Consider the following 11,690-nt stretch of genomic DNA (forward strand, 5'->3'; position numbering starts at 1 on the left):
CCCTGTCTCGTTACCGGTCACCGTCATCCAGCCGCCGAAAGACGGCCGGCAGACACTCGGGCAGATCCTCGGCTATCATCCCGGGCCCGAAGTCCAAAGCCGCCTCGACGTGCAGCCAGGCGCCGCATTCGGCGGCCTGCATCGCGCCGATCCCCCGCGCCATCAGCCCCGCGATGATCCCCGACAGCACATCGCCCGCGCCGGCGGTCGCCAGCCAGGGCGCCGAGCGGTCGCGCACCGCGGCATGGACCGCCGCCTCTCCGCCGGCCGCTGCGATGACCGTGTCGGCCCCTTTCAGCAGGACCACGGCCCGGGAGAGCGCGGCCGCCTCGCGCGCCGCGTCCACCTTGGAAAAGGCCGGACCGCTTGTGGCCTCCGACGCCGTCCACCGTTCCGCGACATCGGGAAACAGGCGCTTGAACTCGCCCCCGTGCGGCGTCAGGACCACGCGATCCTCGCGCACGAGATCGTAGAGCGCCGCGGGCGCCTCGGCGAAGGCGGTCAGCGCATCCGCGTCCAGCACCACGCGTTTGTCCGTCTCCAGTGCCGCCGCGACCAGATCGCGCGTCGCCGCCCCGACCCCCAGCCCGGGGCCGAGGCAGACCGAGACGATCCGGTCGTCCTCCAGCATCCGCCGCAACGCTTCCGCATCCGGCACTTCGCGCACCATCACCGCCGTGCTCTGCGCCGCGACCTCGGCCACGGCATCCGGCGGCGTCGCCAGCGTCACCAGCCCGGCCCCAGCGCGCAGCGCCGCCCGCGCCGCCAGGCGCGCGGCCCCGGTCCGCGCCGCGCCGCCGCTGAGAACGACGCAATGCCCGTGGTCGAACTTGTGCGCCGCGTGGTCCCGCTTGCCCAGCACCCGGGCCGGCTGCCAGGTGTCCCGGCGGTCCGCGACCAGGCGCGGCCCGACCAGCTTGCAGCGGATCGGGCGCGCCTCGCCGGATTGCGGGGCTCCTGTGGTCCGCCAGGGCTCCAGCCCGATGTCGATCACCTGCAGCGCCCCGCACAGCCGGGGTCCGTCGCCGATCATATGCCCGATCTTCGGGCTGTCGAAGGTGACGGTCAGCGCGGCGAATCCCCGGCCTGCCCCGTATCCGCCGGGGGCGCCGAGTATCCGTCCGGAATCCAGGCACATCCCCGAGGGCGCGTCGATGCAGACCACCGGCGCAGAAGGCGCGCCCGCATCCCCGAGGTGGTCCAGCACCGCGCGGGCCGCGCCGGTCACGGGCCGCGTGGCCCCGGTCCCGAAGAGCGCATCGATCAGCAGATCCGCCTGCCTCGGCCCGCCTGTCGCCGCCCTGAGCGCGTCCAGCGTCAGCGCGGCCACCTGGCCCGACCGGCGCCAGCGCTCGCAATTCTCGCGCGCATCCGGCGGCAACCGCTCGGGATCGCCCAGGCCCAGCACCGTCACCTGCCACCCCATCTCGTGCAGCAGCCGCGCGACGACATAGCCGTCGCCGCCGTTGTTACCCGGTCCGCAGAGCACCACCGCCCGCCGACCGGCAAAGAACCCTGCGTCCTTGGCGTGCGACGACCCCGCGGCGCCCGGCCCCCGCTGTTGCAGCAGCTGCGGCCAGTGCGACAGAACGGCATCAACGACGCCCCGCCCGGCCCGCTCCATCAGCTCCAGTCCGGTCACCGCGCCGCTGTCGATGGCCCGCCCTTCGATGTCGCGCATCTGCGCCGAGGTCAGCAATTCGGTCATGAAGTTTTCAAACCGCCCATAATTTCATCGCACTGCACAAAAAACGGCGCCTCCCCCTTTCCCTGTCCCGGCATTTCGACCAACCTCGGCCTCGTCAATTGTGAGTGTCGGGCGATCATGGTCTGACACCCCCCGAGGGATTAGTGAGGAGTTCCGCGACATGAAGAAACTCGAGGCGATCATCAAGCCCTTCAAGCTTGATGAGGTCAAGGAAGCCCTGCAGGAATTCGGTATCCAGGGTCTTTCCGTGATCGAAGTGAAGGGGTTCGGGCGTCAGAAGGGCCATACGGAACTTTACCGTGGCGCCGAATACGTCGTGGATTTCCTGCCCAAGGTGAAGATCGAGGTCGTCCTGGACGACGACCAGGTTGACGGCGCCATCGAGGCGATCGTCGACGCCGCCAAGACCGAGAAGATCGGCGACGGCAAGATCTTCGTCTCCTCCATCGAACAGGCGATCCGCATCCGTACCGGTGAATCCGGTTCGGACGCGCTCTAAGGACATTCCAGAAAGAAGGAAAACGGGAATGAGCAACAAGGTTCTCAAACTCATCAAGGACGAGGAGGCGGCCTACGTTGACATCCGCTTCACCGATCCCCGCGGCAGGCTTCAGCACGTGACGGTGATGGAAGACCAGGTCGACGAGGATTTCCTCGAAGAGGGCTTCATGTTCGACGGCTCCTCGATCGCGGGCTGGAAGTCCATCGAAGCCTCCGACATGAAGCTGATGCCGGATCTGGACAGCGCGTATATCGATCCCTTCTATGCCGAGAAGACCGTCGCCGTGCATTGTTCGGTGGTCGAGCCGGACACCGGCGAGGCCTATGACCGCGACCCGCGCGGCACCGCCGAAAAGGCCGAGGCCTACCTCAAGTCCTCCGGGATCGGCGATCAGGCCTTCTTCGGCCCCGAAGCGGAATTCTTCCTTTTCGACGACGTGAAATATTCCATGGCGCCGAACAAGGTCTCCTTCGAGGTCGATGCCGATCACGCCGCCTGGAACACAGACGCCGAATTCGAAATGGGCAACCTGGGCCATCGCCCGACCTACAAGGGCGGCTATTTCCCGGTGAACCCCTCGGACGACGGCCAGGACATCCGCTCCGAGATGCTGTCGACCATGAAACGCCTCGGCATGAAGGTCGACAAGCACCACCACGAGGTCGCGACCTCGCAGCACGAGCTGGGCCTGATCTTCGACAGCCTGACCAAACAGGCCGACGAGCTGCAGAAGTACAAGTACGTCATCCACAACGTGGCGCATGCCTACGGCCGTTCGGCCACCTTCATGCCCAAGCCGCTCAAGGGCGACAACGGCTCGGGGATGCACGTGAACATGTCGATCTGGAAGGACGGCAAGCCGCTCTTCGCCGGCGACAAGTACGCCGACCTCAGCCAGGAGGCGCTGTGGTACATCGGCGGCATCCTCAAGCACGCCAAGGCGCTGAACGCCTTCACCAACCCGGCGACCAACTCGTACAAGCGCCTGGTGCCGGGCTTCGAGGCCCCCGTCCTGCGCGCCTATTCGGCCCGCAACCGCTCGGGCTGCGTGCGCATCCCCTGGACCGAATCCCCCAAGGCCAAGCGCGTCGAGGCCCGTTTCCCCGATCCGTCCGCAAACCCGTACCTCTGCTTCTCGGCCCTGCTGATGGCCGGTCTCGACGGGATCAAGAACAAGATCGATCCGGGCGAAGCCATGGACAAGAACCTCTACGACCTGCCGCCCGAAGAGCTGGCCGACATCCCGACCGTCTGCGGATCGCTGCGCGAGGCGATGGCCGAACTCGAGGCCGACATGGACTTCCTGCTGGCCGGCGATGTCTTCACCAAGGACCAGATCGGCGGCTACATCGATCTCAAGATGGAAGAGATCGAAACCTACGAGATGACGCCGCACCCGGCCGAGTTCTTCCTGTATTATTCCTGCTGATCCATCAGGACATGCCGGTAACCGACGGGCGCCCCAGAGGGGGCGCCCGTTTCCGTTCGGCACCTGCCGGCCGGCCGAAGACCAGGATCGGTGTCGCGCCCATACGGTCGGAACAAGACGTCGCGAACTTTTCCGAATGGGCGGATTTTTCCCGGCACTTCGACCCATTTCTTCCCCAATTCGGTCTCAGGCTGAGATCACACAAAACAAGAGGGAAGAAAAATATGACAGCCGAGACACCGCAGGATGCGACCCGCTCAAGCCTTGTTTTCCAAGACGACTGCATGATCGAGATCGCCCCGCTGCGCGACCTTGCCCTCGAGGCGCTGGCGGCCTTCGACCTGAGCCCCGTGGCCGCGGACGACATGCATTTCGACTGGGTCCGCATCTACACCGGCCCGATCTCCCTGCGGGTGCGTATCGAAGACGGCGCGTGCGCTTCGGAAACGCTGCGCCTCCGGGTCGAGGTCGAGACGCTGCGCGAGGGCGAGATCGCACATCCCCAGGCCGAGACTGCCATCCTGGCCGAGATCCTGTCGCTGTTCATCGAGCGCCTGGGCGGCGTCTGCGTCGACTGGGAGCCGGCGGGGCTGGAGATCGGCGCCGCGCGGTTCCAGGCCGCCTTCACTCCGATGCGTCAACGCGGTCCCGACGAGATGCCGCGCGTCATGCCGCGGCGCGTCCGCCCGGGCTGGGCGCGGTCCGAGCCGATGACCACCAAGGCGCTGATCCGCACCCTTCCCGAAAGGGCAACGCTCGGCCTGCGCGACAGCGATGCGGCGCTGAGCGCCGTCTTCCGGATGGACGAGGCGGGGGATCCCGCCGCAGAGGCGACCGCGACCTCGGCCGCGCGCGCCGCCGGCTGGGTGGCCACGGCCTCGGTCGGGATCATGAACCCCGCGCTCGGCATTCCGCTGGCGGCCTACAACGCGATGCGCGGCGCCGATGTGCGGCTCTCCACCCATGCCTTCGCGCTGACGGCCGTTCTCTCCGGGCTCGGCTCTCCGGCGATGGCCTACCTGTCGATGTTCTGAGCAGAGGCGAGCGGCACAACGAACGTGTGGATGCCGAAGACCACCGCCGCGCTGTGCGGCAGCCGCAGGATCGTCTGGCGTTCGGAGCGCAGATAGGCCTGGTCCTTCTCGGCCCCGTACTTCTGCTCGCCTTCATGACGGGGCTGGAACAGCGACGGATCGACATACCGGAGCGCGTTGAACCGCCACAGGGGGCGGCCCGCTTGCACACCGTCGAAGAGGCGCTGAACCCGTTTCGCGATGTCCCCGTCATACTCCGGAACCGGGCGATGAATGCGGTTCAGGGGGCGGCCGATCTTCTCGGACAGGGTCCAGCCGGCGGGAAAACACAGGACCGCCGCCGTCAGAACGTGTTCGGCCCCGCCCTCGGGCTTCTGCATCACGCAGAGATCATCCTGAACCAGCCGCCCCGCGGTTCCCATCGGGTCCGTCCGGTCGATCGTGACCTCGACGCCGTCGGGACGCCGGATCCGGGCGTCGCCGCACCGATAGCCGGGATCCGCCCGGACATGCGCCAGCACGACGTCCAGCAGTTCCTGCGCCGCCTCTTCCGCCGCGCCGGTCATCGCCAGCACCGCGTTCCGGCGGGTCAGGATCAAGCGGTCCCGCAGCGCCATCTGCGCCGCAAAGACCTCGTCCCGCAGGATCCAGTCCGCCGGGTCCAGCGGCGACACACCGGGCAGGCGTCTGGCCGACGTGTCATAGGGAATGCGGTCGTGCAGGATCGGGCTCATCCCGCCAGCTAACCCGGAACCCGGCGCCGAGACCAGAGCGCCGCACCCCTCACCTTCGCGTCAGATCGGCGGTGCGGGCTTGCGCGGGACAGGCGGGCCGCGACACAACAGGAGGAAACGACGAGGACGGACCGATGCCAAGCCGCAAGATCACATTCGAAGGCCATGACGGCCACCAGCTGGCGGCCCGCCTCGATCTGCCGGACGGCAGCGTCCAGGCCCACGCCCTCTTTGCCCATTGCTTCACCTGCGGCAAGGACATCGCCGCCGCCCGCCGAATCGCCCAGCAACTTTCCATCGGCGGCATCGCGGTGCTGCGGTTCGACTTCACCGGGCTGGGCCATTCCGAGGGTGAGTTCGCCAACACCACCTTCACCAGCAATGTCGAGGATCTGCGTCGTGCGGCCCGCTGGATGGCGGGCCAGGACATGGCCCCGGACATGCTGATCGGCCACTCCCTGGGCGGGGCCGCGATGCTCGCCGCCGCCCCCGATATCGCCGCTGCCCGCGCCGTCGTGACCATCGGCGCGCCGCATGATCCGGGGCACGTGACGCAGCATTTCAAGCCGGAAATCAGCAGGATAAAGAGCGAAGGTCAGGCGATGGTGAAGCTTGGCGAACGCACCGTTCCGATCGGTCGCGACTTTGTCGAGGACGTGGCCGGCCAGAAGATCGACGCCGCGATCCGTGACAGCCGCAAGGCTCTGCTGATCCTGCATGCCCCGCGCGACGAGGTGGTCGGCATCGACAATGCCGCGCGCATCTTCGAGGCGGCCCTGCACCCCAAGAGCTTTGTCACCCTCGACGATGCCGACCACCTGCTCAGCCGGGCCGATGACGCGGAATATGCCGCCGACGTCATCTCGTCCTGGGCCGCCCGGTACCTCGATCTCAAGCCCGCACCGCCGCCCCCCGGCGCCCCCGAGGGCATCACCCGCGTCTCCGAGGCCGATCCCGGCGGGTTCCTGCAGGACATCGCCGTCGGTGAACGCCACCAGCTCGTCGCGGACGAACCCGAGGCCTATGGCGGCACCAATCGCGGCCCCTCGCCCTACGGGCTTCTGGCGGCGGGGCTCGGCGCCTGCACCTCGATGACCATCCGGATGTACGCGCGGCGCAAGGGCTGGCCTCTCGAACACGTCTCGGTCGATGTGAGCCATGACAAGGTGCATGCGCAGGACGCCGCGCCCGGCAGCGACGAACGGGCCGACCGGTTCACCCGCGCCATTCGGCTCGAGGGGCCGCTGAAAGCGGATCAGCGCGCCCGCCTGCTCGAGATCGCGGACCGCTGCCCGGTGCACCGCACGCTGGAACGCTCGTCGCAGATCGTCACGACGCTGGTCGGGGATTAGCCCGAAAGATCAAGCGGATCCCGCGTCTCGGCCCGGCCCAGGGCGTCGCGCAGGATCCGCGCGCCTTCGACGATCTGGCGATCCGGGTGCTTCGACAGGACGTCCAGCGATCCGTTCAGCGCCACCACGACCTCGGGATGCCCGGTGCCCGCCCGCGCGATGGCCCCCAGGCTTTCGCGCATCAGGTCCACCCTGTTCAGGTCGGGAACGTAGAGCCGGTCGTGCAGAATTTCCCTCGGGCCCTTGGCGACTTCGTGTCCCAGCAGGACCCGGGCGATCCGCCGTGTCATGTCCACCGCGGTGCCGGGATCGTTGATGCCGGGCGACAGGGCCCGCTGCGCGATCTCGGTCAGGTTCAGGATCGAGAACCCCGGATCCTGCACATAGTTGCGCAAGGACCCGATCGAGACGTTCCGCGTCAGCCCCTCGGCACAGTCTCCTCGCACCCAACCCAGCACCTCGCCCCGATGCACGAACCCCCCGACCTGAACGGCGAGATGGATTTCGCCATCGGCCTTCTCGGCCGCGTCCTGCAGAAGATCCTGGTAGATCTGCTGGACATAGCCGGTGCGGTCGGCAATCACCGGCGTCAGGTCCTCTATGGCCGCGGAATTGAAGGGTTTCCCCCCCAGCGAGGGGTAGTCGCAGCGCAGCGCATAGGCGTTGCGCGCCCTCTCCTCGGTCCGGCTGGCCGTCTCGATCAGGCTGCCCAGCAGTTCGAGGTGTGAAATCCAGCGGATGATGGCCAGCACGATCAGCGCCACGATCAGCAGGGTCACGAAGAACAGCACCACCAGTTCCTCGCCCTTGAAGACCTCGGTTTCGCGCAGGATGATTGTAATGACCGCATACAGGTAGGCCCCCACAAACGTCGCGAGGACGGTATGCGTGGTGGTATCCTCGAGCAGGATCTGATGGGCCCGCGGCGTCCACAGCGACGAGACCGAGCGATGCGAGGCCACCATCACCGTCAGCGAGAACGTGGTCACCGTCAGCATCGAGTTCGCGATGATCGACAGGATATGATCGACCGCATCCGCGCCGATCCTGTCCCCCAGACCGAAGGGAATGAGACCCCCCAGCAGCTTTGCCGCGACGATGGCGATCACCGAAAACAGCGCGATCAGCAGGATCCGCACGATCAGGCGGCGCGAGAATTCGTGCATACGGCGCAAGAGGGCTGGCAGCATTGGAAACGTCCCCGATATGACGCGGCAACGGTAGGCCGCCCCCCGATTTCCGCAAGAGCCGAGACCGCCCGCCCGGTCTGGAAACGACATGTCGTGTCGTGAACATACTTGCCGCGTGGCGGCGGCGCCCCGAGGATCGGCCCAGACAGACGGAGGTCGCCATGAAAACCACAACCCGTGTCGTCGTGATCGGAGGCGGCGTCGTCGGCTGTTCCGTCCTCTACCACCTGACGAAGCTCGGCTGGTCCGATGTGATGCTTCTGGAACGGGCCGAACTGACGGCCGGTTCCACCTGGCACGCGGCGGGCGGCTTCCACACGATCAACGGCGACACGAACATGGCGGCGCTGCAGGGCTACACGATCCGGCTCTACAAGGAGCTGGAGGAGATCACCGGCCTGTCCTGCGGCCTCCACCATTCCGGCGGCATCACCCTGGCCGACAGCCGCGACCGGTTCGACCAGCTGCTGGCGGAACGGGCGAAGCACCGGCACATGGGGCTCGACACGCATATCGTCACGCCCGAGGAGATCCGGCAGATCGCGCCCATCACCAACACCGAAGGCATCATCGGCGCTCTCTACGACCCGCTCGACGGACATCTCGACCCCTCGGGGACCACCCATGCCTATGCCCGCGCCGCCCGCATCGGCGGCGCCACCATCGAGACGCATTGCATGGTGCGCGAGACCAACCCGCGCCCCGACGGCACCTGGGACGTGGTGACCGACAAGGGCACCATCCATGCCGAACATGTCGTCAATGCCGGCGGCCTCTGGGCGCGCGAGGTCGCGGCCATGGCGGGCCATTACGTGCCGCTCCACCCGATGGAGCATCACTACCTCGTCACCGACGACATCCCCGAGATCTACGAGCGCGATACCGAGCACCCCCATGTCATGGATCCGGCCGGCGAATCCTATCTCCGGCAGGAGGGGCGTGGTCTCTGCATCGGCTACTACGAGAAGAAGCCGCGCGCCTGGGCCATCGACGGCACGCCCTGGGACTTCGGAGCCGAACTCCTGCCCGACGATCTGGACAAGATCGGCGACTCCATCGAATTCTCCTATCGTCGCTTCCCCGTCCTCGCCACCGCCGGGGTCAAGCGCGTGATCCACGGCCCCTTCACCTTCGCCCCCGACGGCAATCCCCTGGTCGGGCCCGTGCCCGGCCTGCGCAACTACTGGTCCGCCTGCGGCGTGATGGCGGGTTTCAGCCAGGGCGGCGGCGTCGGGCTGATGCTGGCGCAATGGATGACCACCGGCGAATGCGAGCGCGACAGCGCGGCCTTCGACGTCGCCCGCTACGGCAACTGGATCGGCAAGGGCTACACCCGGCCCAAGGTGGTCGAGAACTACATGACCCGCTTTTCCGTCGCCTACCCGAACGAAGAGAAACCGGCCGCGCGTCCCCTGCGCCGCACCCCGATGTGGGATGTCTTCGACGGCATGGGGGCGGTCTGGGGCCATCAATACGGTCTCGAGGTCGTCAACTACTTCGCCGAAGGCGACGAGCCGCGCCACGAAACCCCCTCCTTCCGCCGCTCCAACGCCTTCGGGGCGACGGGCCGGGAATGCCGCGCCGTGCGCGAGGCGGTCGGCATCAACGAGATCCACAACTTCGGCAAATACAGCGTTACCGGCCCCGGCGCCCGGGACTGGCTCGACCACGTCATGGCCGGCCGCGTGCCGCCGCCCGGCCGGATCGGCCTGAGCCCGATGCTCTCGCCCTCGGGCCGCATCATCGGCGATTTCACCATAGCCTGCCTCGGCGAGGAGAACTTCCGCCTCACCGCCTCCTACGGCGCCCAGGCCTACCATTTCAGATGGTTCATGAACAACATGAAGCCCGGCGTGCAAGTGACTAATATCTCGGACAGACTAACCGGGTTCCAGATCGCCGGTCCGCGGGCGAGAGAGGTCCTGCAGGCCTGCACCCGAGCGGATGTCTCGGAGATGAGGTTCCTCGATGTCCGCCCCCTGACGCTCGGCATGATCGACGGCCTCGTCCAGCGCGTCAGCTACACCGGCGATCTCGGGTATGAGATCTACTGCGACCCGATGGAACAGCGCACCCTCTGGGACCTGCTCTGGTCCGCCGGCCAGTCCTTCGGCATGAGACCCTTCGGCATGCGGGCGATGATGTCGCTGCGCCTCGACCGGCATTTCGGCGCCTGGCTGCGGGAGTATTCGCCCGACTATACACCCGCCGAAACGGGCCTGGAGCGTTTCATCGCCTGGAAGAAACCCACCGAGTTCATAGGCCGCGCCGCGGCGGAGAAGGCCCGCGCCCAAGGCCCGGCCCGCCGGCTCTGCATGTTCGACATCGAGGCCGAGGATGCCGATGTGATGGGCGACGAACCGCTCTGGATCAACGGCGAGGTCGCGGGATTCTGCACCTCGGGCGGCTATTCCCACCATCTCGGCAGGTCCATGGCCCATGCCTTCGTGCCCACGCCCCTGATCGCCCCCGGCCTCGAAGCCGAGATCGAGGTGCTGGGCGTGCGCCGCCGGGCGCACCGGATCGATGCACCGCTCTTCGATGCTGACGGGGCCCGCATGCGCGGCTAGGCTCCGGCCATGGAACTCGCCATTCTTCTGCTGGCCGCCGGCGCCTCCGCGCGGATGCGCGGCCGCGACAAGCTCATGGAACCGGTCGAGGGCGCGCCCCTTGTCGCGACGATGGCCCGCCGGGCGCGGGCAGTCACGCCCCATGTGGTCGTCACCCTGCCCGACCTCGCCCATCCGCGCGCCCGCGCGCTCGAGGGGCAGCCGCTGCGCCTTCTCTCCGTTCCCGACGCCGCCACAGGCATGAGCGCCTCGTTCCGCGCCGCCGCAGCGGCCCTGCCCGCCGAGATCCCCGGCCTTCTCATCCTGCCCGCCGACATGCCCGACCTCACCGCCGACGACCTCGCCACCGTCGCCGCCCGCTGGCGCAGCGCCCCCGACCGCATCCACCGCGCCACCGCCGCCGACGGCACCCCCGGCCACCCGGTGGTCCTGCCAGCCCGCCTGCTGCCCGCGCTGAAAGGGCTCACCGGCGACACCGGCCCCCGCACCCTCCTGCGTCCCGAGACGGTGGTCCCGGTGCGCCTGCCTGCCCGGAACGCCACCACCGATCTCGACACGCCCGAGGACTGGGCCGCCTGGCGCGCCCGCCCCTGACTTCTTTGGTCCGGAAAATATCCCCGCCGGAGGCAGCGCCGCGCCAGCGGCGCACCCCCGCGCAACGGGTCACTTCAGCTGGCTGTCCTTGGACCCGCGCCGGTTGATCCCGCCCCGCGTCACGCCGCGGCCGTCGCGCTCCTGCTGGCAGTCGATGCAGAGCTTGACCCCCGGGATGGCCGCCCGACGCGCCTCGGGGATTTCCTCTTCGCACTCGGCACAATGGGTCAGGCTCGCGCCTGTCGGGACGGATCGGCTCCGCATGCGGTCCAGCTCGTCCTTGATCGAGGCTTCGATCTGTTCGCTTACCGCGCCGTCGCGCGCCCAGCCACCGGCCATCGGCCACCCCCTTCAGAGGGGTTCAAGATAGCCCGGGGCGGCGGCCTCGTCAAAACCCGGCCATGCCGATCCCGCTCGCGGCCACGCAGGCAAGCGCGGCGGATGTCAGGATGCTCCAGCGGAAGACGCCGAGAAACAAGTTCATCACGAACCCCCAGGTTCAAATGTTGCCGGGCAAAATGAACGCCCGCCTGAAACAATTTCGGGGCATGGGATGCCGTGCGGGGTGCAGTGACCT

General features: G+C 67.8%; 10 protein-coding genes. 6 read left to right on the forward strand and 4 right to left on the reverse strand.

The features are described from left to right. Positions 1–10: 10 nt before the first annotated feature. A complete protein-coding gene (locus tag OB2597_RS07900) occupies positions 11–1,708 on the reverse strand; it encodes a bifunctional ADP-dependent NAD(P)H-hydrate dehydratase/NAD(P)H-hydrate epimerase (protein WP_009805016.1) in 1,698 nt (565 codons plus the stop codon). A 160-nt stretch (positions 1,709–1,868) separates the two neighbouring features. Here OB2597_RS07900 and OB2597_RS07905 point away from each other — a divergent pair, with 160 nt between their 5' ends. The 3 genes from OB2597_RS07905 (at position 1,869) to OB2597_RS07915 (ending at position 4,673) form a co-directional block, all read left to right on the forward strand. Then, positions 1,869–2,207: a P-II family nitrogen regulator gene (locus OB2597_RS07905; protein ID WP_009805017.1), complete on the forward strand. Its 339-nt coding sequence runs from the start codon at positions 1,869–1,871 to the stop codon at positions 2,205–2,207. A 28-nt stretch (positions 2,208–2,235) separates the two neighbouring features. After that, entirely contained in the window at positions 2,236–3,639 is a 1,404-nt protein-coding gene (gene glnA / locus OB2597_RS07910) for a type I glutamate--ammonia ligase (RefSeq protein WP_009805018.1), read from the forward strand. 284 nt (positions 3,640–3,923) lie between these two features. Then, a complete protein-coding gene (locus OB2597_RS07915) occupies positions 3,924–4,673 on the forward strand; it encodes a hypothetical protein (RefSeq protein ID WP_148234695.1) in 750 nt (249 codons plus the stop codon). Here OB2597_RS07915 and OB2597_RS07920 read toward each other — a convergent pair. Continuing rightward, entirely contained in the window at positions 4,655–5,407 is a 753-nt protein-coding gene (locus OB2597_RS07920) for a heme-dependent oxidative N-demethylase family protein (RefSeq protein WP_009805020.1), read from the reverse strand. The two genes, OB2597_RS07915 and OB2597_RS07920, sit on opposite strands and share 19 nt — an antisense overlap. Before the next feature lie 134 nt (positions 5,408–5,541). On the opposite strand from OB2597_RS07920, the gene OB2597_RS07925 reads away from it, so the two are divergent. After that, the gene (locus OB2597_RS07925) at positions 5,542–6,759 is read left to right on the forward strand and encodes a bifunctional alpha/beta hydrolase/OsmC family protein (protein WP_009805021.1); all 1,218 of its coding nucleotides are present in this window, start codon (positions 5,542–5,544) and stop codon (positions 6,757–6,759) included. On the opposite strand, the gene OB2597_RS07930 is transcribed toward OB2597_RS07925, so the two are convergent. Beyond that, a complete protein-coding gene (locus OB2597_RS07930; RefSeq protein ID WP_161601034.1) occupies positions 6,756–7,949 on the reverse strand; it encodes a DUF2254 domain-containing protein in 1,194 nt (397 codons plus the stop codon). The genes OB2597_RS07925 and OB2597_RS07930 overlap by 4 nt on opposite strands. Before the next feature lie 161 nt (positions 7,950–8,110). On the opposite strand from OB2597_RS07930, the gene OB2597_RS07935 reads away from it, so the two are divergent. Together OB2597_RS07935 and OB2597_RS07940 are read left to right on the forward strand one after the other, a co-directional pair. Beyond that, entirely contained in the window at positions 8,111–10,519 is a 2,409-nt protein-coding gene (locus OB2597_RS07935) for a GcvT family protein (RefSeq protein WP_009805023.1), read from the forward strand. Positions 10,520–10,528: 9 nt separating this feature from the next. Beyond that, positions 10,529–11,113, forward strand: coding sequence for a nucleotidyltransferase family protein (locus OB2597_RS07940; protein ID WP_009805024.1), 585 nt, complete (start codon positions 10,529–10,531; stop codon positions 11,111–11,113). A gap of 69 nt (positions 11,114–11,182) precedes the next feature. Here the strand turns inward: OB2597_RS07940 and OB2597_RS07945 are convergent, their stop codons facing one another. Further along, positions 11,183–11,452, reverse strand: coding sequence for a DksA/TraR family C4-type zinc finger protein (locus tag OB2597_RS07945; protein WP_009805025.1), 270 nt, complete (start codon positions 11,450–11,452; stop codon positions 11,183–11,185). Between the last annotated feature and the right edge of the window lie 238 nt (positions 11,453–11,690).

The sequence above is a fragment of the Pseudooceanicola batsensis HTCC2597 genome (genome assembly GCF_000152725.1).
GTDB classification, from domain to species: Bacteria; Pseudomonadota; Alphaproteobacteria; order Rhodobacterales; family Rhodobacteraceae; genus Pseudooceanicola; species Pseudooceanicola batsensis.

Bases quoted from the DNA above. Each gene is read 5' to 3' on its own strand.
- OB2597_RS07940 (WP_009805024.1), top strand. From the start codon at position 10,529: ATGGAACTCGCCATTCTTCTGCTGGCCGCCGGCGCCTCCGCGCGGATG.
- glnA (WP_009805018.1), top strand. From the start codon at position 2,236: ATGAGCAACAAGGTTCTCAAACTCATCAAGGACGAGGAGGCGGCCTAC.
- OB2597_RS07930 (WP_161601034.1), bottom strand. From the start codon at position 7,949: ATGCTGCCAGCCCTCTTGCGCCGTATGCACGAATTCTCGCGCCGCCTG.
- OB2597_RS07905 (WP_009805017.1), top strand. From the start codon at position 1,869: ATGAAGAAACTCGAGGCGATCATCAAGCCCTTCAAGCTTGATGAGGTC.
- OB2597_RS07915 (WP_148234695.1), top strand. From the start codon at position 3,924: ATGATCGAGATCGCCCCGCTGCGCGACCTTGCCCTCGAGGCGCTGGCG.
- OB2597_RS07920 (WP_009805020.1), bottom strand. From the start codon at position 5,407: ATGAGCCCGATCCTGCACGACCGCATTCCCTATGACACGTCGGCCAGA.
- OB2597_RS07935 (WP_009805023.1), top strand. From the start codon at position 8,111: ATGAAAACCACAACCCGTGTCGTCGTGATCGGAGGCGGCGTCGTCGGC.
- OB2597_RS07925 (WP_009805021.1), top strand. From the start codon at position 5,542: ATGCCAAGCCGCAAGATCACATTCGAAGGCCATGACGGCCACCAGCTG.
- OB2597_RS07900 (WP_009805016.1), bottom strand. From the start codon at position 1,708: ATGACCGAATTGCTGACCTCGGCGCAGATGCGCGACATCGAAGGGCGG.
- OB2597_RS07945 (WP_009805025.1), bottom strand. From the start codon at position 11,452: ATGGCCGGTGGCTGGGCGCGCGACGGCGCGGTAAGCGAACAGATCGAA.